The sequence below is a fragment of the Frankia sp. AgB1.9 genome (assembly GCF_016786355.1).
In the GTDB taxonomy this organism is placed as follows: Bacteria; Actinomycetota; Actinomycetes; order Frankiales; family Frankiaceae; genus Pseudofrankia.
Genome location: NZ_JADWYX010000004.1, coordinates 12,197 through 37,057 on the forward strand (window position 1 = coordinate 12,197; position 24,861 = coordinate 37,057).

Annotated in this window: 23 protein-coding genes; 14 read left to right on the forward strand and 9 right to left on the reverse strand. The window is 69.6% G+C overall.

From position 1 onward, the window contains the following. Positions 1-204 precede the first annotated feature (204 nt). Together I6A60_RS02385 and I6A60_RS02390 are read left to right on the forward strand one after the other, a co-directional pair. Complete coding sequence (locus I6A60_RS02385) at positions 205-1,299, forward strand: sugar ABC transporter substrate-binding protein (RefSeq protein ID WP_203016703.1); 1,095 nt, start codon at positions 205-207, stop codon at positions 1,297-1,299. Between the two features lie 535 nt (positions 1,300-1,834). After that, positions 1,835-2,491 carry a GH25 family lysozyme gene (locus I6A60_RS02390; protein WP_203016702.1) on the forward strand — a complete coding sequence of 219 codons (657 nt, stop codon included), beginning with the start codon at positions 1,835-1,837 and terminating at the stop codon, positions 2,489-2,491. A 37-nt stretch (positions 2,492-2,528) separates the two neighbouring features. Here I6A60_RS02390 and I6A60_RS02395 read toward each other — a convergent pair whose 3' ends face one another. Further along, entirely contained in the window at positions 2,529-2,993 is a 465-nt protein-coding gene (locus tag I6A60_RS02395) for a flavodoxin family protein (RefSeq protein WP_203016701.1), read from the reverse strand. Positions 2,994-3,479: 486 nt separating this feature from the next. On the opposite strand from I6A60_RS02395, the gene I6A60_RS02400 reads away from it, so the two are divergent. The 3 genes from I6A60_RS02400 (at position 3,480) to I6A60_RS02410 (ending at position 6,610) form a co-directional block, all read left to right on the forward strand. Next, positions 3,480-3,737, forward strand: a complete 258-nt coding sequence (locus tag I6A60_RS02400) for a four-helix bundle copper-binding protein (protein ID WP_238434599.1) — start codon at positions 3,480-3,482, stop codon at positions 3,735-3,737. A 267-nt stretch (positions 3,738-4,004) separates the two neighbouring features. Continuing rightward, complete coding sequence (locus tag I6A60_RS02405; protein ID WP_203016699.1) at positions 4,005-5,270, forward strand: cysteine desulfurase-like protein; 1,266 nt, start codon at positions 4,005-4,007, stop codon at positions 5,268-5,270. Beyond that, a complete protein-coding gene (locus tag I6A60_RS02410) occupies positions 5,267-6,610 on the forward strand; it encodes a M20/M25/M40 family metallo-hydrolase (protein WP_203016698.1) in 1,344 nt (447 codons plus the stop codon). Before I6A60_RS02405 ends, I6A60_RS02410 begins: the two co-directional genes overlap by 4 nt. Positions 6,611-6,761: 151 nt before the next feature. On the opposite strand, the gene I6A60_RS02415 is transcribed toward I6A60_RS02410, so the two are convergent. Together I6A60_RS02415 and I6A60_RS02420 are read right to left on the reverse strand one after the other, a co-directional pair. Continuing rightward, a complete protein-coding gene (locus tag I6A60_RS02415; protein ID WP_203016697.1) occupies positions 6,762-7,250 on the reverse strand; it encodes a hypothetical protein in 489 nt (162 codons plus the stop codon). Then, entirely contained in the window at positions 7,243-8,172 is a 930-nt protein-coding gene (locus I6A60_RS02420) for a ParA family protein (protein WP_203016690.1), read from the reverse strand. The genes I6A60_RS02415 and I6A60_RS02420 overlap by 8 nt, the downstream gene beginning before the upstream one ends. Positions 8,173-8,636: 464 nt before the next feature. On the opposite strand from I6A60_RS02420, the gene I6A60_RS02425 reads away from it, so the two are divergent. The 3 genes from I6A60_RS02425 to I6A60_RS02435 all read left to right on the forward strand — a co-directional run bounded on the left by I6A60_RS02425 (position 8,637) and on the right by I6A60_RS02435 (position 11,078). Then, positions 8,637-9,761 carry a DUF262 domain-containing protein gene (locus I6A60_RS02425; RefSeq protein WP_307838665.1) on the forward strand — a complete coding sequence of 375 codons (1,125 nt, stop codon included), beginning with the start codon at positions 8,637-8,639 and terminating at the stop codon, positions 9,759-9,761. 1 nt (position 9,762) lies between these two features. Continuing rightward, positions 9,763-10,275 (forward strand): HEPN domain-containing protein, encoded by a 513-nt coding sequence (locus tag I6A60_RS02430; RefSeq protein ID WP_203016686.1) that lies wholly within the window; start codon positions 9,763-9,765, stop codon positions 10,273-10,275. Positions 10,276-10,379: 104 nt separating this feature from the next. Beyond that, positions 10,380-11,078 (forward strand): NADPH-dependent F420 reductase, encoded by a 699-nt coding sequence (locus I6A60_RS02435; protein WP_203016684.1) that lies wholly within the window; start codon positions 10,380-10,382, stop codon positions 11,076-11,078. 65 nt (positions 11,079-11,143) lie between these two features. Here the strand turns inward: I6A60_RS02435 and I6A60_RS02440 are convergent, their stop codons facing one another. Then, positions 11,144-11,566 (reverse strand): DUF86 domain-containing protein, encoded by a 423-nt coding sequence (locus I6A60_RS02440; protein WP_203016682.1) that lies wholly within the window; start codon positions 11,564-11,566, stop codon positions 11,144-11,146. A gap of 3 nt (positions 11,567-11,569) precedes the next feature. Then, positions 11,570-11,962 carry a nucleotidyltransferase domain-containing protein gene (locus I6A60_RS02445; protein ID WP_203016679.1) on the reverse strand — a complete coding sequence of 131 codons (393 nt, stop codon included), beginning with the start codon at positions 11,960-11,962 and terminating at the stop codon, positions 11,570-11,572. A 457-nt stretch (positions 11,963-12,419) separates the two neighbouring features. On the opposite strand from I6A60_RS02445, the gene I6A60_RS02450 reads away from it, so the two are divergent. The 4 genes from I6A60_RS02450 (at position 12,420) to I6A60_RS02465 (ending at position 18,345) form a co-directional block, all read left to right on the forward strand. Then, entirely contained in the window at positions 12,420-14,783 is a 2,364-nt protein-coding gene (locus I6A60_RS02450) for a UvrD-helicase domain-containing protein (RefSeq protein ID WP_374113415.1), read from the forward strand. Positions 14,784-15,143: 360 nt separating this feature from the next. Further along, on the forward strand, positions 15,144-15,731 hold the full coding sequence (locus I6A60_RS02455) for a helix-turn-helix transcriptional regulator (protein ID WP_307838666.1): 588 nt from the start codon (positions 15,144-15,146) through the stop codon (positions 15,729-15,731). Next, positions 15,728-16,312, forward strand: a complete 585-nt coding sequence (locus I6A60_RS02460; RefSeq protein WP_203016675.1) for a DUF6036 family nucleotidyltransferase — start codon at positions 15,728-15,730, stop codon at positions 16,310-16,312. The genes I6A60_RS02455 and I6A60_RS02460 overlap by 4 nt, the downstream gene beginning before the upstream one ends. 152 nt (positions 16,313-16,464) lie before the next feature. Then, positions 16,465-18,345, forward strand: a complete 1,881-nt coding sequence (locus tag I6A60_RS02465) for a serine/threonine-protein kinase (RefSeq protein ID WP_203016673.1) — start codon at positions 16,465-16,467, stop codon at positions 18,343-18,345. Positions 18,346-18,398: 53 nt separating this feature from the next. Here the strand turns inward: I6A60_RS02465 and I6A60_RS02470 are convergent, their stop codons facing one another. The 3 genes from I6A60_RS02470 to I6A60_RS02480 all read right to left on the reverse strand — a co-directional run bounded on the left by I6A60_RS02470 (position 18,399) and on the right by I6A60_RS02480 (position 21,972). Further along, on the reverse strand, positions 18,399-18,806 hold the full coding sequence (locus I6A60_RS02470; protein ID WP_203016665.1) for a hypothetical protein: 408 nt from the start codon (positions 18,804-18,806) through the stop codon (positions 18,399-18,401). A gap of 86 nt (positions 18,807-18,892) precedes the next feature. Next, positions 18,893-21,298, reverse strand: coding sequence for an ABC transporter permease (locus tag I6A60_RS02475; protein ID WP_203023693.1), 2,406 nt, complete (start codon positions 21,296-21,298; stop codon positions 18,893-18,895). Then, on the reverse strand, positions 21,295-21,972 hold the full coding sequence (locus tag I6A60_RS02480; protein WP_203023699.1) for an ABC transporter ATP-binding protein: 678 nt from the start codon (positions 21,970-21,972) through the stop codon (positions 21,295-21,297). The genes I6A60_RS02475 and I6A60_RS02480 overlap by 4 nt, the downstream gene beginning before the upstream one ends. 213 nt (positions 21,973-22,185) lie before the next feature. Between I6A60_RS02480 and I6A60_RS02485 the strand changes: the two genes are divergently transcribed. Continuing rightward, positions 22,186-23,667, forward strand: a complete 1,482-nt coding sequence (locus tag I6A60_RS02485; RefSeq protein WP_307838668.1) for a histidine kinase — start codon at positions 22,186-22,188, stop codon at positions 23,665-23,667. Next, positions 23,664-24,356, forward strand: a complete 693-nt coding sequence (locus I6A60_RS02490; RefSeq protein WP_203023694.1) for a response regulator transcription factor — start codon at positions 23,664-23,666, stop codon at positions 24,354-24,356. The genes I6A60_RS02485 and I6A60_RS02490 overlap by 4 nt, the downstream gene beginning before the upstream one ends. 117 nt (positions 24,357-24,473) lie before the next feature. Here the strand turns inward: I6A60_RS02490 and I6A60_RS02495 are convergent, their stop codons facing one another. Further along, complete coding sequence (locus tag I6A60_RS02495; RefSeq protein ID WP_203023695.1) at positions 24,474-24,800, reverse strand: multidrug efflux SMR transporter; 327 nt, start codon at positions 24,798-24,800, stop codon at positions 24,474-24,476. Positions 24,801-24,861 lie beyond the last annotated feature (61 nt).

Genomic DNA, 24,861 nt, shown 5'->3' on the forward strand with positions numbered 1-24,861 from the left:
TCGCCTACCCGAGGATGCGGCTATTGGAATCACCGGTCCCGTCGGTCGCGTTCCCGGTAGGCTCATCAGCTGATCCCTCAGGTCTTCGTCGGCACCTGTCCGAGTCATCGCGCCTGACGCTCTCGCGGAAACCCGAAGATTCCTCACGGACCTTTCACGCCTGCTGACAGGAACGAGGAGGGCGGATGGAGGCAGGGCGTTCGCATGCTTGACCCGCAGCGGCGACCGGTGCTGTTCGCGATCGTCACCTCGGTGCTCGGCGGGCTCGGTGTCATCGCCGCGACGAGCGCGCTCGGAAAGCTGAAAAACAGTCTGCTCGCTGGCGCCAGGATTCCCATCGGAATCTTCCTCGGCACGGTTTCCTTCCTTCTCCTCCTTCTCGTACTGAGTTCGAGAAAGTGGCGGCGGCCGGGACCGCAGCGCAACGTTTTCGTCGTGATGTCAGCCTGGGGCCAGAAGCACTGGCTCGCCGACCTGCTGCGGGCGGTCGACCAGTCCCTGGACCGCCGGGGCTTCGACCTCGTCCTCAAGATTCCCGATCGGGACTACCTCGGCGCCGCGCAGAACTACCGCCTCCGGCAGACCATCACCAAGAGCGCCCGGTACTCCGCGGGCCTTGTCATCCCGGCCGACCCGGAGAACACGTACGAGGACCTGGCGGAGTTCTGTCGTAACGCCTCGGTTCCGGTGGTGTTCGCGGACGTGGATCCCTTCCGCAACGAAAGCGACTATCCACCCAACGCCGCGTTCGTCGGATACCGCCCGGAACAAATCGGCGAACGGGCCGCCGACTACGTCGCCGACCAGCTGCGTCGCGGAGGTCGAACGAATCCGGTCGTGCTGGTCATCGCGGGCAGAGGCCAGACCGGTCGGCAGCGACGATTCGTCGAAGTGATGCGTGACCGGTGCCCTCAGGCCGAGATCGTCCTCGACGAGGAAGGCGGATTCGTTCGCAGGCGAGCCCGGGACATCGCGCGTCGCAAGCTGACGTCCTTCGGCCAGCAGGGAAGATCCGTCGACATGATCTTCTGCACCAGCGACGAGATGGCGCTCGGCGCCGTCGACGCCGTGCAGATGTTCGGCTCCGGCGGCGGAGCGGCTGCTCAGGTGATCGGCGTGGACGGGACGTCCGAGGTCGTGGCGCTCGTCGACTCGGGTGTGAGCCCACTCTGCGCGACGGTCGTGCAGGACCACGCCAGACTGGCCGAGCACGCTGTCGACCTCATGGAGCGGATGATGCGGGCAGAGCCCGTCCCCGTCCGCACCTTCCTGCCGGTCGACCTCTACTCACGGGACTGAGAGGCGCCGCTCCCGCGACGGCATGACCTCGCCGACGATCGACAGCGGCTCGCGCAGGCGCTTCTCGTGGTCGGGTGTGGCCGCGGCCGTTGACCGCAGTTGCGGAAATACGCGATCGGGCGTCGTCAACAACGTGTCGTGGTAGATCTTGCGGCGACGTATCTGTTCGGGTCACGCGGTCCGGCACCTGACAGCCGGTCCGTTGCGGCCGCCTGAGATCGTGGCGGGGATGAGATCTCCTCCCCATGGCCGGAAATCGGTCGCGGCCAGGCGGGTATCCCAGGCCGCGCTTGTCGGCCTGCTGCTCGTGGCGGCCTGCGGGCGGACACCGGCCCACTCCACGCCGACGCCACCCAGCCCCCGCGCCCAGACGCCGTCCACTCAGGCGGCTCCGCTCGCTGCACACCCTCTGGTCGAGAGCATCGCTCCGTCGGCTTCCGGGACGACCTCCCCCGGGGCTTTTCCGGCGCCGGAAGACGCCGGCGGGGCCGTGCCCCCGACGGTCGCAGCTCTCGCCCCCGGGCCCGCCTCAGCAATGGCACCAACGCCGGGCGCGGTCGTCGCCGGGATCGACGTGTCCAAGTGGCAGCCGTCCATCGACTGGCGCCAGGTGCGCAAGGCGGGATACCAGTTCGCGTACGTGGGCGCGGTCGGTAGCTACGGAGCGAACCCGAGCTTCCGCACCCAGTACGACGGCGCCGCGGCTGCCGGCCTGTACCGGGGCGCCTACTTCTTCGCCAACCCGGCCACCGCCACCGGAACGGCCGACGCCGACCGGTTCTTGGCCCTGACCGGCGACCTAAGCGACGGCACGACCCTCTGGCCGGTCCTCGACGTGGAACGTCACCCCAAGCTCGCCGCCTGCGACGGAATTGGCCCAGCTGCCTGGACCAGTTACATCCGGGCATTCCTGGCCCGCGTCGCGGCCCGCACCGGCGTGACACCGATGATCTACACTGCGGCCAACTTCTGGCGAACCTGCCTGCAGAACACCGCCGCCTTTACCCGGACGACCCGGTTGTGGGCCGCGCAGCCGCGCACCCTCTCACCGCAGCCATTCGCCGGCTGGCCCAGGCTGACATTCTGGCAGCACTCGACGGGCCAGGTCCCCGGCATCACGGCCACGACCGATCGCGACACGTTCTTCGGCACCCCGGCCGACCTTCGCGGTCTCGTTGTCACACGGTCCTGAGGTCGACCTCCCGATCTGCGGGCCTTGGGACCGGCGCTCAGCCGTCTGCCAAACTCGCGGAGACGACAGCGCCGAGTTCCCAGCACGCTTCGCGGTCGGCGGCGTCCAGTTGACCTGTCACGGAGAGTGGATCGCGCAGGCGCTTCCACCTCAAACCGGTGGCGATGGTCTCGACCCCTCGAATCGCGCCGGTCGTGTCGCTGCTCCCATGCACGTAGAGCGCGTACGGCCGACCGACAGTCGTCTCAAGCACGGGATAATAGATCTGGTCGAAGAAGTGCTTCAAAGCCCCCGACATGTAGCCGATGTTCGCCGGGGTCCCGAGCAGGTAGCCGTCGGCCGCCAGCACATCGACCGCGGTGGCCGCCAGGGCCGGGCGGACGACGACCTCCACGCCCTCGATCGCCTCGTCCCTGGCGCCGGCGAGCACTGCTTCCAACATCGCCTGCATGGACGGCGACGGCGTGTGGTGGACGATCAGGAGCGTCGGCATCGACGCCATGCTATTGGCCCTGCCAACCCTCGCATCGCCACACCCAGCCAACCACCTGGCTCCGGGTGCTCTTCCCGGCCACCACTCCCCCCGGTTCACCTCATTCCGAGGGTCTCTGACCGGCGACCCCGGCCCATATCGGGCAGGTGCGAAGAAACTGGAAGAATGCGCGTTGATTTGCTGCCGCCCGCGCGCGGACTTGCGTGGGCAGATCTCAGCCTCGGCTCGCCAGCTCGCGCCGAGAATTGATGAAGGCAAATCCTGATCACTTTACCGCGCGTTGCCCGCACTATCACGCGGTGCTACGGTCAATTTGCCGCACGCGACGATCATATCGGGGCTGAAAAGACGCACCGACGGTCGTGTTCTGGCGACTTTGACGAGCAAAGGAGACCCTCAGTGACCACCCTTTCTGTGCGTACCGCCGAGATGCAGGAATGCATTGACGCATGCATCGACGCCCGCTCGGCCTGTCGCAGCACCATGGATTACTGTATGCGCCAGGGTGGGAAGATGATGGACGCCGCCCTCATGCGGATGCTCCTGGACTGCAGCGACACCTGCGGCATGTGCGCCGACATGATCATGCGGGACTCGGCCAGCATGCGGGAGATGTGCCGCATGTGCGCGGACATGTGCACCCAGTGCGCCGACATGTGCGCCAAGATGCCCGCTGACAGCCAGATGGTGGCCTGTGCGGAGGCGTGCCGCCGGGCCGCTGCCGCGTGCCGGAAGCTCGCGACGGCGAAGTAACGGGCGCTCCCACGGAGCACGTTCGGGGCGGTGGCATCCTGGATGCCACCGCCTTCGTGCCGCCCGGACCGAAGCACGCGGTATTCACCAGCGCCGGCCGGCGACAGCCCCGAAGGACGTGTCGCTCGGAATCCATTCAAGCTCGCACGCGCAGACTCCGGTACTCAACAATGTCGAGGGTAATGGTGGGCTTTCCCGCGACGTCCGGGCCGTGGTCGGTCGGGGCGCTCAAAGCGCCCGCGGCGCGCCGCTGGCAGGCTTGCCGGGATGACTGAGCCCCAGAGCACTCAGACCGCCGCCGGCTACGACGTCGCCGAGGTCCGCGCCCGGTTCCCCGCGCTCGCCGCCGGCGCCGCCCACTTCGACGGGCCGGGTGGCTCGCAGACCCCCGAGGTCGTGGCGCGAGCGGTCTACGACACGCTCACCCATCCGCTGGCCAACCGTGGCACCGCGACCCTCGCCGAGCGGAACGCCGAGGATGCCGTCGTCGCCTGCCGGGCCGCTCTCGCCGACTTCCTCCACGTCGAGCCGAACGGCGTGATCTTCGGCCGCAGCATGACCCAGAACACGATGGACCTCGCTCGCACGCTCGCGAGGCGATGGGGGCCGGGCGACGAGGTGGTCGTCACCCGGCTCGACCACGACGGCAACGTCCGGCCCTGGGTGCTCGCCGCGCGGGCGGTCGGGGCGACAGTCCGTTTCGCCGACTTCGACCCGGAGACGGGCGAGCTCAGGCCGGATCACGTCGAGCGGGCCCTCTCCCCCGCCACCCGGCTGGTCGCCGTCACGGCGGCCTCCAACCTGATCGGCACCATGCCCGACATCGCCGCGATCAGCCAGGTCGTCCACGCGGCCGGAGCGTGGCTGCACGTCGACGGCGTGCACTACTCGGCGCATCGGGCGGTGGACGTCCCGACGCTCGGCGCGGACTTCTACGCCTGCTCGCCCTACAAGTTCCTCGGCCCTCACTGTGGCGTCACCTACGGCAGGCCGGAGATTCTCGAACAGCTCGACCCCGACAAGCTGCTGCCGGCGACCGACGCCGTGCCCGAGCGATTCGAGCTCGGAACCCTCCCCTACGAGCTGATGGCCGGTACGACGGCGGCTGTCGACTTCCTCGCCGACCTGGCGCCCGCCGCGGCCGGACCGGGGGCGGACCGCCGCACGAGACTTCGTGCCTCAATGGCGGCGCTGGAGGTCCACGAGGACGGCCTGCGCCGGCGGATCGAGGAAGGGTTGTCCGGGCTGCCCGGGACCACGCTCTGGTCCAGAGCGGCCCGCCGCACGCCCACTCTCCTGGTGACATTCGAGGGCCAGGATCCGCAGGTCATCCGGGCCTTCCTCGGCACACGTGGGGTCAACGCCCCAGCAGGCTCCTTCTACGCCTACGAGCCCTCCCGCCGGCTGGGACTCGGCTACGCCGGCGGCCTGCGGCTCGGCCTGGCGCCGTACAACGACGACGGCGACGTCGACCGGCTGCTCTCGGCGCTGCGGGACTACTTCGACCGCGCGCATATCTGGGCTGAACGTTGACCGACCCCGTCATCGACCCGTGCGTCGAGGTGGTGACGCTGGCCAGCGAGCTGATCGCCATCGACACCACCAACCTCGGCGATCCGGACCTGCCCGGGACCGAGCGGCCGGCGGCGGAGTACGTCGCCGAGAAGCTGGTCGAGGCCGGGTACGAGCCGATCCTCGTGGAGTCGGGCTCCCGTGGCCGTGGCAACGTGATCGCCCGGCTGCCGGGCGCGAACCCGTCTCGCGGCGCGCTGCTGGTGCACGGCCACCTGGACGTGGTCCCGGCAGACGCGAGCGAGTGGACGGTTCATCCGTTCTCCGGTGAGGTGACCGACGGGTACGTCTGGGGTCGCGGCGCCGTCGACATGAAGGGCATGGTCGCGATGACGCTGGCCGTGGCCCGCCGGTTCCGTCGCGAGGGTGTCGTCCCACCCCGAGACCTGGTCTTCGCGTTCCTCGCGGACGAGGAGGCCGGCGGCATCCTCGGGGCCCGTTGGCTCGTCGAGCATCGCCCGGACCTGTTCGAGGGCGTGACCGAGGCGATCGGCGAGGTCGGCGGGTTCTCCATCACCCTCCCCGGCAACCGAACCGGCGGCGGCACGGTCGACCCTGTTCGGGCCTACCTGGTCGAGACCGCGGAGAAGGGCTCGATGTGGCTGCGGCTGGCCGCCCGCGGCGCGCCCGGGCATGGCGCGATGCTGCATGACGACAACGCCATCGCGAAGCTGGCCGCGGCCGTCGCCCGGTTGGACGCGCACCGCTTCCCACTGATCCTGACCGATCCCGTCCGAGAGTTCCTCGAGGGCGTGGCGGACCTCACCGGCGTCCCCTTCGACGAGGGCGACCCACAGGCCGCGGTCGACCGGCTCGGGAACCTGTCCCGCCTGATCGGTGCCGCGCTGCGCGACACCGCCAACGTCACCCTGTTCCACGCGGGATACCGGTCGAACGTGGTGCCTTCGGTGGCGGAGGCGACCGTCGACGCCCGTTTCCTGCCCGGCCGGGAGGCGGCTCTGGCGCGCGAGCTGGTCGACGTCCTCGGCCCCGGCATCGAGGCCGTTTGGGACACGCTGCCCGCCGTGCACACGAGCTTCGACGGGGCGTTGGTCGACGCGATGGCCCGGGCGATCGCCTGGGAGGACCCGGGGGCGCGGCTGCTGCCCTACATGCTCTCCGCCGGCACCGACGCGAAGTCCTTTTCCCGGCTCGGCATCCGGCACTTCGGGTTCGCCCCGCTCCGGCTCCCACCGGAGCTCGACTTCACCGCCCTTTTCCACGGCGTGAACGAGCGCGTGCCCGTCGACGCCCTCGTGTTCGGCACGCGCGTTCTCGACCGGCTCCTGCGGGACTGCTGAGTCAAGCGGCTTCCCGCCGAGCCGCTGGTCCCGGGACAGCGACGCCGACAGGCAGGGACGGCGACGTCGAACGCCCACGCTTCAGGGGCGCCGCGAGACGCGGAAGCTCAGGCCCGTCAGCGCCGCTTTCAAGCCGGGGTGGATTTCCCACTTACGAGGACGCGAGTCGTTTTCGGATACCCTCCTGATCGAGACGGACCCCGACCGCCGAGTTGACGATCGCGTCAATCATATCGTCCCGACGCAGGCTCAGGCTTACCCGTACTCCGAGGTCTCGGCCGAGTTGCTGAAGGGCCTTCTTATTGCTAGCAACACCCGCAAGAAATTCGCGCGCCTCATCTCGGCTACCCATCTCGTCGAGACGGCGGCGCACCACCACGATGTCAACACGGCCAGCGGTGGCCGAGGGGCCGACCTCAGCATTCCGGCCGCTTTTCCACGGCACGCTCTGACGAGCCGGCGGGCCGCTGGGTCGCTCGTCACTGACATCGCCGCTGGCGACCGGCGGCCCGACTCTGCGCTCCACCGCGAGAACAAGCCGACCCTCGACGAGTTCAAGCGCAGCCTCGTCATCGAGGCTCCGTATGAGCGCCGAGACCTGCTCCAGCACCGCGAGGACGGCCGCCATGCTTTCAGCCACCGACCTCGCCACCGATCCTGCTCTCAAATTCCTCGACGAGTGAACGGATTTCCGCTGCTTTATCGGGGCCCAGCTCGAACGCCGCAGGCAGCAACCTGTCGACGCCCATCTGGAAATCCATGCTCTCGCGCATCATGGCGCCGAATGTCGGGAACATGCGGCGAACTTCGTCAATGATCTGCTGGCTCGTCGGGATCGGCCCAGGGGACCCGCCGCCGTGCTTCACTCGAGTGAACACCACACCCAGGACAACGGGCGCTAGGTCGTCGATACTCGCCTCACCTGAGGGTGACTGGCCGAAGAGCTCAAGATTCTTCTGTTTGAAGTCGGCGAGTTTTCCGATCAAATGACGAATTCCGAAGGTTGCCAACCGCTCCGGCTGCGCCGGTACCAGGATTCCGTCACTGGCTACGACCGCGGATCGGGTAAGAATCTCGAAATCCGGCCTACAGTCGATGAGAACGTAGTCGAATCCTTCACGGCGCAGGGACCGCAGTCCGTCGGCTAGCCGCGTCACAACGCGGCGGTGCCGATCCTGGTAGCGACGCGAGCTGGGATCACCGAGCTCCACTCCGAGCCGGGCGGCAACCTCCTCGAGCTTCGGATCGGACGCCACGATCGCGAGTTCCCCACCATTTCTTCTGGCGTGTGTTCGAACTGCCTGCGGCCACGATACGTACTGCATGAGATCCGGGCCCACCCCTCTACGGCCACGGGCCGCATACCAGTCCGCGACGGTTCGCCACTCGATCTCTCGCCCCACATCAGCCGGCCGGAAGAAGGAGTGGGTGAGGCTCGCCTGAAAATCGAGGTCGAGCAGGAGAACGCGCCGCCCTCGGCGGGCGAGTTCAGCGCCGAGGTTGGCCGTGAGAGTCGTCTTGCCGACCCCGCCCTTGGAGTTGACGACGGTCGCGACCTTCATCACCGGTCTCCGCGGCCTGCGGCGCCCAGCGGCGTTCGGTCGGTCGGAACCTCGCCACGCCCGAAACTGCCTGGTGCCGTGAGATCGCAACGGCGGACCAACCCCATGGCGACAGAGTGCCATCCGCGTGGCCCGGCATCAGGGAAACGCCATGACTCACGACCGCGGCGGCGCTCGGTGACTATTCCGGACTAACCAGCCGTGAGCACTTTTGGCCATCAGGGCCGGCCCCCACAGGCCGTTACTTTCGACCGGGCCGGGCCCGACCTAGTTCGTTCGGACCGCCCGCTGGTCGCGCTGTGATCTCGTCAGCGTGTCGATGCTGGTAGCCTCTGCGGCAACGCATCGCTATGGTCGGCAGTCAGCGCAGGCGGGCCACCGCAGGCATTGAACGACCGAACCGATCCGCCTGTTCTGAGATCCTTTCCGGCACGGTCCCGTCGCCGGTACGACGACACGAGGAGGTGACCGAGACGGCTGCACGAGCGGGCGATGACAGCGACTCCGAGGAGTTGCGTGACGAGGACAAGGCCGAGCTTCAGGAGGTGGACCCCGACCCCCCGCAGATCAGCTACAGTGGTACCGACTTCGACGTCGAAGGCCTAGTCCGCCGACACGATCGGGGCGATATTGTCGTTCCGTCCTTCGGCAACGATGATCCCGGAATCGAGACAGCCGGATTCCAGCGCGAGTTCGTCTGGAAGCGGTCGCAGATGGATCGTTTCATCGAGTCACTGCTGCTTGGGTACCCCATCCCGGGAATATTTTTGGTCCAACAGCAGGACCGCCGCTATCTCGTCCTGGACGGACAGCAACGAATTAAGACCCTGAGCCTATTTTATGGCGGCAGCATAAACGGTCGCGACTTCGCACTCCAGAATGTCGCGGAAAGATTCCAGGGACTGACCTACCGCACCTTTTCGCCGGAGCAGCGCCGGACGCTCGACAACACCTTCATCCAGGCGACGATCGTCAAGACCGACGGTACTCGTGAATCGCTCGACGGCGTCTACCAGATATTCGAGCGGTTGAACTCCGGCGGTACCCAGCTCACGGCACACGAGATTCGCGTGGCGCTCTATGCTGGTGAGTTCATCAAGTTCCTGACCAGCTTGAACGAAAACCCGGCGTGGCGAGCGCTCTATGGCCCGCCGTCGCCACGCCTGCGCGACCAGGAGATAGTGCTCAGATTCATCGCCCTGTACGTTTCGCCGGGCAGCTACAAGCGTCCACTGAAGAAGTATTTGAACGATTTCGTTGGTGCCCATCGTCAATTGGACGAGCTGGACGCCGATCTGATCGCAAGACGCTTCAGCAGAGCCGCGGAGTTGGTGTTGGAGGAAGCCGGGAGAAGCGCTCTTCGCGTCCGGGGCCGCCAACTGAACGCCGCCCTCACCGAAGCACTCTTGGTAGGCCTTGCCCGCCGGCTCGACGCCGGGAGCGAGCCGACCTCGGCGGAGGTCAGCCACGCCGTTGACGAACTTCTCAGCGAATCTGACCTGGACTATGTCACCACGCGCGCAACGGCCGACGAGGAGAGTGTGCGGATGCGTCTCGCGTTGGCCACGAGAGCGTTCTCGCGCATCTGACATGAGCAGGCGAGAACGTGCCGAAATTTGGCCCCCAGTCGAAACACGAATCATCCTCGACCGGCTGTCCGAGTTGTCGGTCCTTATGCAGGAGCAGGCACGGACCTCAGACAGCCAGGAAGTCGTCGCCTGGCTCGCGCGCCTGCTGGTCATCCGGAGCTGCGGATACCTGGAACAGACCGTGGCCGAGACTTTCCGGGCCTACACGAAGAGGCTGTCCTACGGTCACGTCAGGAACTTCTCACTTGGCTGGCTAGATCGGACGCAGAACCCGACTCCTGCAGCGTTGGAGACCCTGGCCGGCCGTTTCGACCAGGACCTGCGCGAGGAGCTGGGCACGCTGCTCGACGCGGACGACGGGCGGCTTCGTCGAGAACTGGCTGCGCTGGTTGACCGGCGGAACCGGATCGCCCACGGTCTCAACGAGGGCGTCGGCATGGTGAAGGCGTTGGATCTTCAGAAGGTCGCTTGTGAGGTCGCCGACTGGTTCATCCTCCGCTTCGGGCCTGTTTGATCCCCGGCGCGGGGAGGCACGGTCGCCCGGCGAACGGTCACCGCACCGTGACGGGTACGTGTCGCTGGGGAATGTCGCGGCTCCCGCCGTGGGTTGGCCCTCGCATGACGACGATCGGACTCATCGGAAGCGGAAGCATCGGCTCGACCGTGGCGCGCCTCGCGGTGACGGCCGGCTACGACGTGGTGCTGAGCAACTCGCGCGCGCCCGAGACCCTGGCCGAGCTGGCGGCGGAACTCGGCCCCAAGGCGCGGGCCTCGACGCCGACGGGGGCGGCCGAGGCCGGGGACCTGGTGGTCGTGACCATTCCGCTGCGGGCATACCGGAGCGTGCCGGTGCAGCCGCTCGCCGGCAAGATCGTGCTCGACACCAACAACTACTACCCCCAGCGCGACGGGCAGATCGCCGAGCTTGACGACGAGAGCACGACGAACAGCGAACTTCTGCAGGCACACCTGCCCGACTCGAAGGTCGTCAAGATCTTCAACAACATCTACTTCAAGCACCTGCTGTCGCTCGCCCGACCGGCCCAGGCAGCCGACCGCTCGTCGCTCGCGATCGCCGGCGACGACGCCGGCGCGAAGGCGACCGTCACCGCGTTCCTCGACGACCTCGGCTACGACACCGTCGACGCGGGCCCTCTCGCCGAAGGCTGGCGGTTCCAGCGCGACACCGCCGCCTACGGAGGCGTCTACTTCGGCCCAGGCGGCGCCGGTGGCGACGCGGGAGTTCCGGTCGACGCGGCCACCCTGCGCGCCGCCCTCGCCGCCGCACGCCGCTACGCCGACGCTTCCCCCAGCTGACCCGCCCCCCATCGGGCCCGACGGGAAAGTCCACGCCGAATACAGAATCCTGTATCCGAGAAGATTTACCCCTCCACGCCAGATACGTAGCGCGCAATTGCCCGAACGAATTCCTCGAGGTCGCCGAGGTCTTTCAGCCGGCCAATGACGATATCGTCGTCGACCTGGATGTAGTCGTGGACGAGGACATTTCTGAAGCCGACTGCCTTGCGGAGCGACCGCGCAAGCTGCGGCGCCAGAGCTCCGTGGTCACCGAGGAGCCGGATCGAGTCGCCGTTGTCCGCCGGTGGTCCCCAGCCCTGCGTCGCGCAGATGTGCTGCGCGACGTCGACGCAGGCCTCGATCGCGGTCACGAAGGTGTACTTGACACCTCGTAGCCAGATCGGGTCTGCTCGGCGGCCGTCATCGGCGTCCGACTCTCGGCCGAGAACAGACAGGTCATCGGTGATCGCGCGAAGCAGGCGTTGCACCCGGGCCTCGTCGACCATCGGCTAGGCGCTCCTGCCCAGCAGGGCAGCGACGAACTCGCGGTGCGCGCGCGTGATCCGCGGGAGTTCATCGAAGTAGATCTTTCTCGTCATCGCCTCCCAGTGGACCCGCGCGGCCCGGTCCTCCTCGAAGAGGAGCCGCCCAGCGGCCGCGACCCTGCCGGCCAGTTCGAGCGGTGCCTTGTCGAGGACGAGGAGGTCGACTCCGGTCGGGAGGAGTATGTCGAACGAGTTCGGCGGCACCGGTCCGCCGAAGTAGGCGGCGATGTCGATGTCAGAGTCCGACTGCTGGCGCCCAACGGCATAGCTGCCGTGCAGGTAGGCGAACCGGGCACCCGCCTGACGGAGCACGTCGACGGCCTCGCGTGTCGCCGTCGCGGCGCGCGTCTCGTCCATGGCCCAATCTTCGCAGATGGGAGAGCCAGGCGGCCTCCGCTTTCGCCGCGCCGCGGATCCGCGTCGGGTGGAAGAACGCGGCCTGACGTGCCGTCTCCCGACCCTGCGACCTCGCGTCGTGGTGCTGCCGGCGTCCGCGGCCAGCCCAGGAGCTGTCTCGGGCAGGCCGCGAAAGCGACCATTTGCTGCGATGACGACCAAGGTCGAACGCCTGCCGCCGCCATCTCGAATTCGAACACACGAACGAATGAGGAGTCGATATTCGCGGAAGGGGCCCTGGCTAACTTACCGACGGTCCCGTCGGCCTAGCACGTTGAATCTGGCCTGATGACCAGAAACCCGGATTCGCCCAACGGCACCGCCCTATGATTCTGATGGCTCGATGCGAGGGGGTGACGTGGCCGCGACCGGATCGCGTGTCAGTCGATCCGCCGAGTCGAGTGGCCACAGGTCAGTAATTCCTTCGGCGGAAAGCGGCGATTACCTACCGCAACCATCGGCCCTGGCCAAGGCGGCCGAGCTCGCCGAAGAGATCGACGGAATTCAGCGCCAGATTCTGCAGCTCAACGACCTCCTGAAGCAGCTCCGTCGTCATCACGGGAACTGGACGGCCGGCGGGCGGGGCGAGCAGAACGTGACGCGCGTGCTGGTCGGGATGGACGACGCGGGATGGCATGTCCTCCCGGACCGGCAGTGGCCCGGAAGCCGCCGCGCGAACATCGACGTGATCCTGGTCGGGCCCGGCGGAGTCTTCGTCATCGACGTGAAGAACTGGCGGGAGGCGAGCGTCCGCGACGGACGGCTGTGGCGGGGCGACGCCGACGCGGACGACGAACTGGGCAAGCTGGTCAGGCAGACGGTCGCCGTGGAGGAGGTGCTGGCCGAAGCGGGCCTGCCACCGACCGAGGTGGTTCCACTGCTCGTTCTCGCCGGTCGGCGCAACATCAGGGCGACCCTCGACCGGGTGCTCGTGATCGGCGAGGACGACCTGGTTCGCGAGGTCGTCCCCCGTGGTGCCCGCCTGGAGCCGGAGATCGTGGAGCGCCTGCTGAGCCGGCTGGAGCAGGGCTGCCCGCCGATGCCGCGTGCGCAGGCCATGGCGCCCCAGCCCGCTCGGCCTCGGACGGCGGCCACGCCACGGCCGGTGACGCCCACGGTCCACCCGAATCGGGTCGAGGCGAGGCGCACCACACCGAGACCAGAGCCAGAGCCCGCGACAGCGACAGTGACGGGCTGGACGCCGTCGATCGAGGTCGAGGTCGCGCCCGCGCCGCGCCGCGGGCAGCCGGCGCAGGAGCCGTTGATGACCCGAGAGGAGCTTTGGCAGGAACTGCTCGACGCCGCCGCCCGAGAGCCGATCGAGTCCTGGATGACCTGGCTGCACCCGACGCAGGCCCGGCTGCCGGGCCGCAGGTTCTCCGGACCAGCCCGGATTCGCGGCTCCGCCGGCACCGGCAAGACAGTGGTCGCCCTGCACCGCGCCAAGTACCTGGCCGCGCGCGGCGACCGTGTCCTGTTCACGTCGCTGGTGCGCACGCTCGGACCGGTCTACCGCCAGCTGATGACCAGAATGGCCCCCGACCAGGTGGACCGGGTCGAGTTCGCCACCGTTCACGCCGTCGCCACCCGCTGCCTGCGCGAACACGGCCTCGCGCAGCGCCACCAGCCGGAGGCCGCTGAGACCTGCTTCTGGCGCGCCTGGGCGCAGGTCGGGAAAGGCTCAGTCCTACCCGGGCTGGGCCTCGCGCCGCGATACTGGAAGGACGAGATCGGCACCGTCATCAAGGGCCGCGGGCTCACCACGTTCGATCAGTACGCCAAGCTGGCGCGCATCGGCCGCCGCACCCCGCTGCTCGCCGGGCACCGCCGAGCGGTCTGGGACCTGTATGAGACCTACGAGCTGCTGCGGGCGGAACGCGGGATCCTCGACCGGGACGACGCGCTGCTACTCGCCACCGAGCTGGTGCGGGCGAACACCGAGGCCCGATACGACGCGGTGATCGTCGACGAGGTTCAGGACCTCACCTGCGCCGGCCTGCGGCTGCTGCACGCGTTCGTCGGTGACCGGCCGGACGGCCTGCTCGTCGTCGGCGACGGGCAACAGTCCATCTACCCGGGCGGTTTCACGCTGGCTGAGGCCGGCGTCTCCGTCGTCGGTCGCTCCACGGTGCTCACGCGCAACTATCGCAACCGCGAACGAATCGTGCGGTACGCGCAGGCGGTCGTCGCCGAGGACAGTTTCGACGACCTCGACGGCGTCCAGGAGAGCGGCAGCCGCGCGGTCGACGTCGACCAGCCCGGCGGAGATGTGTACGAGGTCGCTGTCACCTCGCCGGCAGCCCAGGAGAAGGCGCTCGGCGACCACCTCGTTCAGCTGCACGCCGCCGGGCAGGTCCGGTACCGGGACATGGCGGTCCTGGTCCCGACGAACGCCGCCGCCGCCTCCTGGTCGCGGGCGCTGGCACGGCGCGGCATTCCCGTGGTCTCGCTGCTGGACTATGACGGCAGCGGCAGCGAGGCGGTCAAGATCGGCACTTACCACCGGGCCAAGAGCCTCGACTTCGGCCACGTGTGCGTCCCGGACCGCAATCGCTTTCCAGAACCACGCCGCCCCGCCGAGTCCATCGAGGCGTACAACGAGCGCACCCAGCTGGAGCGCCGGGCGCTGTACGTGGCCATCACGCGGGCCCGCGACAGCCTGTGGGCAGGCATTCGAGCGGAGCCCGAGGCGGACAGAACGCCCCATTCCGCCGCGGCCCGACATGACACCGCGCCGCCGGCCGACGGACCGGACCGGCCCCACCGGCGCGCTACTACCTGACCTCGCACCCGTCGGGCGACACCTCGGTGCCTGCGCGGCATTGGCCTATGTCAGGCGATACGACGCGGAGGGTACCGAGCGTTGCCAGACGCCGGCCTGTCGATGATGTCCAAGTTCCGAGCCCCGCGAGGTCGGCCCGCTGGCTTGATCGCCGTTCTGGTCCTCGCATGGTCACAAAAACGCCGCGATTACAGCCACGCGAGGGCGGAACAGCGATCTTGCTGGTCTCGGCACGAGGCCAGCCTTGTCGGGGGGCCGCGCTAGCCAGCGACGGCGCGGTGGGGCGGCACTCGGCACCGACGCTTGACAGCAATCCACAGAGATTGTCTGATTGGATAACAAGGGATTGGGAGGCGCCGCGTGGAGCTGGATCGTGACACGCGCGAAGTCATGGCCTGGCTGGACCGCGCCTTGGCGGACAGCGGTCTGACACAGGCGGAGTTCGCCGCCGCGCTCGCCACCTCCGCTTCGAGGTTCTCCACCTACCGCTCCGGCAGGACAAGGCCGACAGCCGCGTTCTGCTTCCGCGCTCGCCGCATAGCCGAGGGACTCGCCGCGGCGCGGCGGACGCGCGTGATGTCAGCGCCAGTCACGGCTAAGATCATTCGTGACGCGGAGGACGAGGACTGGGCCTGGCGGATGCTGCTCCAAGGCCGCGACCACCTACGTATGCTCCTCGAGGATGGCGACGCCGCAGTCTCCAGCTGGGAGGCGGTGCCTCCGAGCACCGGGAGCGCCGCATTCGACACCTTGCTCGCGGTTCTGACGCGCCGGGAGTTCGACGCGGCTGGCATCGAGGCGCCCGTCTGGTGTCGTCCCAAGCGCCTGCCGGAGGCGTGGATTCCCCGTCATCCGTTTCTCACCCATGTCGAAGTCATAGCCAAGACGCCAGAGTTCCTGAAGGAACTCAACGTGTTCGTTCCCGCCCGCGATCTGGTTACCGCGTGAGCGGCGGCTATGAGTTCACAGCAGCCGAGATAACCGACCTGCTCGCAAAGCTCGACGAACGCCTCCGCGCGCGAGGCGCCTCCGCGACGGTCTTCATCGTAGGCGGCGCAGCGATCGCGGTCAGATCACGCCAGTATCTACGACAGACCGAGGATATCGACGCGATCACTCGCGACGAAATCGTCCTGCACGAGGCCCGCGGGTTGGCAACCGAGATCGGACTCCCGCGGAACTGGCTCAATGGCCGCGCAAGCATGTGGATGCCACCAGTGCCCGAGGATGCGCTGGCGCCGGTGACCGAACCGGGCCTCCACATCACGTACGCCACCGACGAGTTCCTCCTCGCCACGAAGCTGATTGCCCAACGACGCAAAGACGCACGCGACATCCTGGAGCTCGCGGCCCGCGCAGGGCTGACGGATGCCACCGCTGACGAGCTTGAAGCGTTGATCTACCGCTACTACACCGATGCCGGAGCACTCGAGTTCATCGTCGACGGCACGGACACCCAGACCGAAGTTCGACTATTGGCCGATCATGCGGCTCAGCTCCTCGCGCGCGGCCGGTCGCTCGACGGGTGAGGTGGCCGTCCGTCGCCGCGGCCCATTGCGCGACCGCTGTCCGCCATTCACGGGACGGATAAGCCCGGGGCTCCTCAGGATGGCCCACTAGACTCGAACCCGATCGCGCCCAGTGGAGACGATGTGAGGCGACAGAGCTTGCGGGACGATTGGTGATCGTCGACCGGGGGCGGGTGACGCAGGCGCTACCTGGCTATGTGCTGGGTGAGAAGCTTGGGTCCGGGGCATTCGGCCTGGTGTTGGCGGGGACGCATCGTCAGCTGGGCCGGCCGGTGGCTATCAAGGTGATGGAGACCACAAGTACCGCGGCAAGTTTCGCCGCCGAGGCTCGGGTGCTGGCCAGGCTGGACCATCCGCATATCGTGCGGGTCTACGACTACGTCGAGGACCACGGCCTAAGCCTGGTCGTGATGGAACTGCTGGCCGGGGGCACCCTGACCGGCCAACGGGCGGTGCTGAGCCCCGAGCAGATCTGCGCGGTGGCGTTGGCGATCGCCGCGGCACTTGAGCACGCGCACCGGCACAAGGTGCTGCACCGCGATATCAAGGCCGAGAACGTCATGTTCGCCAGTGACGGCACGCTCAAGGTCACCGACTTCGGCGTGGCCAAGCTGATGGAGGGGGTGGGGACGACCTCGAGCGGCGTCGCCGGCACGCCGGCCTACATGGCGCCGGAACAGATCGAGGGCGGCCAGCTCGGGCCGTGGACCGATCTGTACGCGCTGGGGATCGTCCTTTACAGGCTGTTCACCGGTCGGCTGCCGTTCGACCCGAAGCTTCCGCTGCTCGCGCTGCTGAGCCACCAGCTGACCAGGCAGCCACCGCCGATGGACGGTGTCGCCGCTCCACTGGCCGAGGTGGTGTCGCGTCTGCTGGCCAAGTCACCCGGCGACCGCCCTCCGGACGCCGCCACGTTCGCGCTCGAACTCGCGACGGCGGCCACCACGGTGTTCGGCGTCGGATGGGCCGCGCTCGGGCCGATGCCGCTGCACCTCGATGACGTGGTTCGTGCCGCCACCGAGCGTCCTGCGGACCGCGCGGCCGTCGCCCTGGTCGGGCGGGCGGAACCCGCTACCCCGGAGGATCTCGCACCTCGCCCACTGAGCATGACGAGGACCGGGTCGGCGACGTTGGTCCCATCCCAACCGCCGGCCAGGCTCGGCGAACCGCCCTTCTCGGCGGGGCCCCGACTCCCGCCGTGGGAATCCGGGGAGGGCTCCCCAGTCCCGACCGCCTCTCCCGACCCGTCCGCCTCGGGCGGGTCTGCGCCCGAGACGTCCGGGCTTTTGACCGAGATCCCCCGGGGTGGCGAAGCGCCTTCGGCGGACGGTTCCGGTGAGAAGCCGCCCGCGGATCAGCCTTCCGGCGCGCGGGCCAGAAGGCGGCGGCGTCGTCGGCGGGAACGCGGTGCCTGGATCGTCGGGGGCGTCGTGCTCGTCCTGGTGGTCGCGGCGGCAGTCCTCGCGCCGTCCTTGTCCCCCGGGAGCTCTCCTCGACCTCCCGAGGCGCAGAAGGCCACCACGGTCCTGCCCGACACCGGGCCGGCGGCCGGGACGCCGCGGTCCCCGTCGGCGACGCCGATCCGCTCCGTCGACGCGACCATCCCACCCAGCAGTCCCGGCATGATCACCACCTTGAGCGCCGCGACGACGAACGCCGGCGTCGTCCCGACCGCCTATTCGATCGACGGAATCAACGGCGGCGACGACACGACCCAGGTTCCGGGCTCCGAGGCGGACACCTACTGGGTGGGCAACGACGCGACCTGTTCGGCGTGGCTGGACGACAACGGCTCCGGCGCGCTCGCGGGAGTGCTCAACACCTCGCTCACCCAGTCCTGCGTCGCCGAGCTGTTCCGCAGCGATGCCTCGGCCTACACCTTCTCCGCGTCGTGGGGCGCCAAGAAGACGAACTTCATCCCGGTCGGGGGATCCACCATGTGGATCTGCGTATGGCACGCGGACCTTCAGTCGACCACCGAGGTGTGCTCGCCTCACTTCGGCATGAACGGCAGGACTCCGGTCAGGCGATGACACGACCCCGTGTCGAGTGCCGACCGCGCGAGCGGAGACGACCCCGCGAAAGGTCAGGCGAGCTGCTCGCGCAGCCATGAAAGCGGCCGGCCCTCGAGTTCCGCCAGTCCCTCCTGGGCGGTCAGCTCGGTCGACGCGGCCACCGGGAATCGCCGCACCATTCGGGTCGCGGGGTAGTAGACGAAGCGCTCGCCGAACTCCAGACAGAGCCGGAACGAGGCGACCCAGGAGGCGACCCCTTCGTCCGCGCCGCGCGCGGCGAGGAACGCCTCGGCGCTGGAAAAGCGTTCGACCGAATCCTGCTGGTCCTTGCGGTCGATCTCGTAGTAGCCGTAGACGTTTTCGATCGGGTCGAAGAAATAGCCGACCTCGTGCCACTGATCGGCGTCGACGGTCAGGACCGGGTACGTCCTCGATGTCACGGCCACGAACTCGCGCACGGAGAGCGCAACGTCAGGCATGTTCCGCACCCTACGACCGAGGATGTCCTGGGGATCCGGTCCGCCCGCCAAGGCCGGGCGGACCGGATCCCCGAGGACCGGCCGGGCTACTCGGAACGCAGCGCTGTCACGGCCCGGGTCCGCGCCGCCCAGACGGCGGGGAGCATGGCGCCGGCCACCGCGATGACCAGCCCGCCCAGGGCCAGCGGCACCAGCATCGGCCCGTCGAAGACCGCGACGTCCGCGTGCGGAATCCCGGTGCCGACCGAGTGGCCCATCAACGGGACGATCAGGTGGTGCAGCGCGATTCCCGCGGGCACGCCGACCAGGCCCGCGACCAGGCCGAGGCCCGAGACCGACGCGATCACCATGCCCACGGTCTGGCGGGGCGTCATGCCCAACGCCTTGAAGACGCCGAGGTCGTGGACGCGTTCCCTGGTATCGAGGACGACCGTGTTGAGCACCCCCAGCGCCGCCACGACCGTGAGCGCCACGGTAAGCGTGCCGATCAGCGCCTCCATCGTCGCGATCACCGAAGAGGCATTGGTGAGGTTGGCCTCGGCGTCGCCACCGCTGGCCGCGACCGCGGGGCCCAGTTTGGCGAGATACCCGGCCAGGTTGCTGCCGGGCTTGAGGTCGACGTGGAACTCCGTGGGCGAAAGGTCGTCGCCGAGCCCGGCCAGGGAGTCGCTCTCGGTCAGCAGGGTCATTCCGTCGTGATGGAGGTCGAGGGCCTCGCCGACGATCCGGAGGCTGACGCTGTGGCCCTGGTCGAGAACCGTGACGCTGTCGCCGACCTTCACGCCCGCGGCATGGAGGAACCGGGTACCGACGACGACCTCCCCTGGCCGGCTGAACCAGCTCCCCGAGATCATCTGGTAGGTCGCCCAGGAGGAGTCGCCCTGGTAGGCGACGGCCGTGGTCGCCCCGGTGAGACCGGAGACGCTCACCTCGGTCTCGCTGACGCTGTAGAAGCGGCGAGTCCCTGGCTGAGCTCTGATCGCGGCGGCGACCGCGCCCGGGTCGGGCTGGACCGAGGTCTGCGCGTCCAATGGCTGCGGAACCTTCCCCGCCCCGGGACCCCGCGCGGGACCGGCCGCATAGACGACGACGGCGCCGAGTGAGTCGCGGTTGCGCGCCGCCTGGATGTCGTTCAGCGAGAGCCCCAGCCCGACCGCGAACGTCACGCCGATCGCGCCGAAGCCGATCGCGGCGACCAGCACCGACGAGCGGGCGGGACGAGAGAAGGGCTGGGCAAGGCCGAGGGCCACCGCGCGCGGCAGCCGCGACCGGCCGACCAGCCGCTGCGCCAGGCGCCCGCGGGTGGTGCGGACGGCCCGTCCAACGCTGATCGCCTCGACGGCCCGCAGCCGCCCGGCCCGCAGCGCGGGCGCCAGGGCGGCGGCGCCGACGACCCCGAGGGCCGCCGCCGCCACGGCGAGGTCGACCCAGAGCGGGATCGACGGGGCGATGCCGCCGTAGGCGTTCGCCTGCTCGCGCAGCACCGGCACCGCCAGCAGGTTCCCGCCGACCGCGCCGAGCACGACGCCCGCCGACGCGGGGATCAGCGCCTGCCCGAGATAGGCGCGCACGACCTGCGCCGGGGTGAAGCCCAGCGCCTTCAGGACGCCGATCCGCCCGATGGCCGCGCCGACGGCGCCGCTGACGACGATGCCGATGATCAGAGCCGACATCACGAGCCCGAGGATGCCGAAGGCGGCGACGAACGGCACGAAGGCCGCGGTGCTGGAGTTCGCGCGCTGCCTGACCGCGAGGTAGGACTGCGTGCCCGTCATCGACCCGGCGGGCACCGCGGCCGCGATCGAGGCCCGGCCGGCCGCCACCTCGGCGTCCGTACCGGCGGCGCGGAATCGGTAGAGCATCTCGAAGCCCGCCGTCGTGCCGGTGGCGGTCAGGGCCGGCAGCTGCGCCGGGACGACCCAGGCGTCGGCGGTATGGCTCACCGACCGGGCGATGCCGACCACCGTCACCGTCTGACTTCCGGATCGTCCAGGGAACAGCAGCGAGTCGCCGAGCTGCACGGGAGCACCTCCCGCGTCGGAGGCCAGCACGATCTGCCCGCTGCCGGTGGCCCATCGCCCCTGCAGCAGCGTCACGTCGTCAACCGGGCCACCCCGGTCCGCTCGACCGACGACGGTCAGCGGCTGCAGGTCGATTCCCGCGGGAACGCCGACGCTCCCGGCGGTGGTGCGCGGCCGGGCCGACGTGGTCGGGAAGGGCCCGGCCGCGGCTGTCACCCCCGGCGCCCGCGCGGTGGCGGCGAGCCGCGCGGCGGTGACCTTCGTCCCGTCGAACTGGGCGGTCAGCTGTGCCCCGTGCTGCCCGGCGAAGGCATGGTCGAACGGCGCGTTCGACGCGACGAGCAGACCGGTGGCGAGCACGGAGGCGGCCACGGCCAGGAGCACGGTCAGGGTCAGCACGATGGTCCGCACCCGGTGCCGGCCGACCCCGGCCCGCACCACCGCGCCCAGCGCCCCGCGCCGAGCCCTCATCGGGCCACCGCCGTGGCATCCCGGGTGATCGCGCCGTCCACCAGCTCGATGGTCCGGCTCGCGCACGCCTCCGCGAGCGCCACGTCGTGGGTGACCAGCAGGATCGTCTGGCCATCCTCGCGCAGCCGGATCAGCAGTTCCGTGACCTGCGCGCCCGAGGCGCTGTCCAGCGCGCCGGTCGGCTCGTCGGCCAGCAGCAGGGCCGGCCGGTTCACCAGCGCCCGAGCGACAGCGACCCGCTGCCGCTCGCCGCCGGAGAGCCGGCCGGGGTAGGCCTGGGCCAGCCGGTCGATGCCGAGATGGTCGAGCAGCTCGCCCGCCCGGGCGCGAGCCTTCGCCCGCGGCATCCCGGCGAGCTGGGCCGGCAGCAGGACGTTGTCGACGACGGTCAGGTCGTCGAGCAGGTTGAAGAACTGGAAGACCAGGCCGATCTTGGCTCGCCGGTACCGTGCCGAGGCGGCCTCGCCCAGGGAGTCGACCCGGACTCCGTCGACGACGACGCTGCCGGCGCTGGGGCGGTCGAGCCCCGCGATGATGTTCAGCAGCGTCGACTTGCCGCTGCCGGACGGGCCGAGCACGGCCAGCGTCTCCCCGGCCCGCACATTCAGCGACAGGTCGACCAGGGCCGGCGGCCCGGCGTCGTATCGCTTGCTCACCTCATGGATCTCGATCATCGTTTCGCCCACGCGTCCCCACGGTCCGGTCGGAAAGGTCGACGGCGACGCTAGGTGGGTGACCGGGTCCGCTACGTCGCCCGCGATGGCGAAGTCGGCTACCACGCCAGGATGATCCGAACCGCGTGTCATCCCCGCGAGGTAGGCGGGCGATGTACGGCGATGCACCGCCAGGTGGATGTCCCAGGTCCCTGGCGTTGCCACACTGGACCGGTGCACCGGGAAGCCATCGGAGACCGTCCACGGGACGGCGTAGCGAGTCGACGCCACACGACCGACGCACGGTCAGCGCTGCCGCGGCGGCCCTGGCTGGCCGAGGTGTTGGCCCCTGGTGGACCGATCACCCGGGAGGCGGTCACGGAGCGGGTACGCGCCTGGGCCACGAGCCTGCCGCGGGCGACCCGCGACCGGCCCGACCTCTCGTCCTGGGCCTTGCTCGCCGACATGACCCTCGCCGCGGTCCTGGCCGTGGGGACGGGCCTCTACGCGTGGCGAGACCGCGTCGGCGAGGACGGGGCCGTGATGGTCCTGCCCCACGCGCCGCCGGCGCCCGACGCGCCTTTCGCCCCCTTCGCGACGCCGGCGCCGCCTCCCGGGATCAAGCTTCCGGTGGACATCGTGACCCATACGGACGCCGGCACCCACTGGGCGCTGGCGGTCGGGGCCGCGCTGACCGCGGCGCCGCTGCTGGTCCGCCGCCGCTACCCGCTGGCGGCCTTCTGCGCCGTGGTCGTGGCGATCCTGGCGTTCCACGTGAGCGCCGACAGCCCGGTCGCCGCGGAGGCGCTGTCGTTGACCTGCCTGATCGCCGGTTACAGCGCCGCGCGCTACAGCCCCTACCGGACGGGCGCCCTGACGGCGGTGGTCGTGGGCGCGCTCCTGATCGCGCCGGTCACGTTCCGCGGCATTCTGACGATCAAGGGCGTCTACGTGCCCTTTCTCGTGCTGGTTCCGCTCGGCCTGGCCGCCAACGCGATCCACACCTGGAAACAGCGGGCGCTGGGGCTGGAGGCGGGGCAGGAGGCGACCACCCGGCTCGCGGTCGAGCGGGAGCGCTCCAGGATCGCGCGGGAGCTCCACGACGTGGTCACCCACAATGTCAGCGTGATGGTCGTTCAGGCCGGCGCGGCCCGCAAGGTGATCGACGTGGCGCCCGACGCCGCCAGGGAGGCGCTGCTGGCCGTCGAGGCCGGCGGACGGGCCGCGATGGCCGAGCTGCGCCACGTGATGGGCCTGCTCACCCTTGCCACCGACGGGATGGCCACCGACGGCCCGGACGCCGCGGGCGGTGGCGACCTTACCCCGCAGCCGGGCCTGGGCCAGGTCGAGGCGCTGGCGGGCCGCGTCCGCGACACCGGGGTTCCGGTCCGGCTGACCCTGGCCGGGCGGCCCCGGCCGCTGCCGCCCGGTGTCGATCTGGCCGCCTACCGGGTCGTGCAGGAGGCGCTGACCAACACGGTCAAGCACGCCGCCGGGGCCAGCGTCGCGATCACCATCGGCTACACGGACGACGCCGTGAGCATCGAGGTCACCGACACCGGCGGGCTGGCCACGGCGCGGGACGATGCGGGCAGCGGGCGCGGCCTGATCGGGCTGCGCGAGCGGCTCGCCGTCTACGGAGGGACGCTGCGGGCCGAGAAGGCCGACGCCGGCGGCTACCAGGTGCGCGCGATGATCCCGGTGGGACCGGCATGACCTCGCCACCGCGGGTGGTCATCGTGGACGACCAGGCGCTGGTCCGCTCCGGCTTCCGGATGATCCTGGCCGCCGACGGGATCGACGTCGTCGCGGAGGCCGCGGACGGCGGGCAGGCCGTCGACGCGGTCCGCCGGACCTGCCCGGACGTCGTGCTGATGGACATCCGGATGCCCGAGATGGACGGTCTGGAGGCCACCCGGCGGATCCTCGGCGGCCGACCGGTCGACGCGGCCGGCGCTCCCCGCGTCATCATCCTCACCACGTTCGACCTCGACCGCTACGTCTACGCGGCGCTGACCGCCGGCGCCAGCGGCTTCCTGCTCAAGGACGTCAGCCCCGAGCACCTGGTCGCCGCGGTCCGCCTGGTCCGGATGGGTGACGCGCTGCTGGCGCCCGCCATCACCCGGCGCCTGGTCGAGCGCTTCGCCTCGCGGGACAGCGGGGCGGCCGGGCTGCACCGGGACCTGTCCGCGCTGACCCCCCGCGAGCTGGAGGTCCTCGAGTTCCTGGCCCAGGGGCTGAGCAACGCCGAGCTCGCCGCGAGGTTCCAGCTGAGCGAGGCGACCGTGAAGACCCACGTCGCCCGCATCCTGTCCAAGCTCCAGGTCCGCGACCGCGCCCAGGCCGTCATCGTCGCCTACGAGACGGGTCTGATCACCCCGGGCGCCGGTCGGGCCGGCTCTTAGCAGTCGTGGGGCGTGTTGCCGGTTCGCGGCCTGAACAGGCAACACGCACCGGGTTCGACGCGTCCAGGCCGCCGAGGGTTGCCCTGTCGACGCCCGCGAAAAGGGCCGGCGAAACCGTCAGCGGCTGGTGCCGCCGAGCTGGAGGCCGATGACGCCCAGCACGATGAGCGCGAGGCCGGCGGCCTTCAGGGTGTTCATCTGCTCCTTGAAGGCGAACACGCCGATCGCCGCGACGACCGCCGTGCCGGCGCCGGACCAGATCGCGTAGGCGACGGCCAGCGAGATCGTCCGCAGCGCCCGGGACAGCAGGTAGAAGCACACCGGGTAGCAGACGACGACCAGGAGCGTCGGCCACAGGCGGGTGAACCCGTTGGACTGACGAAGCGCCGTCGTCGCCACGATCTCCAGCGCGATGGCCAGCGCGAGCTGGAGCGCGGCAAGCATGGCCTGACGGTAACCGGCCCGCACCCCGCCCGACGTGCTGTTTCGCGCACATCACGGGACG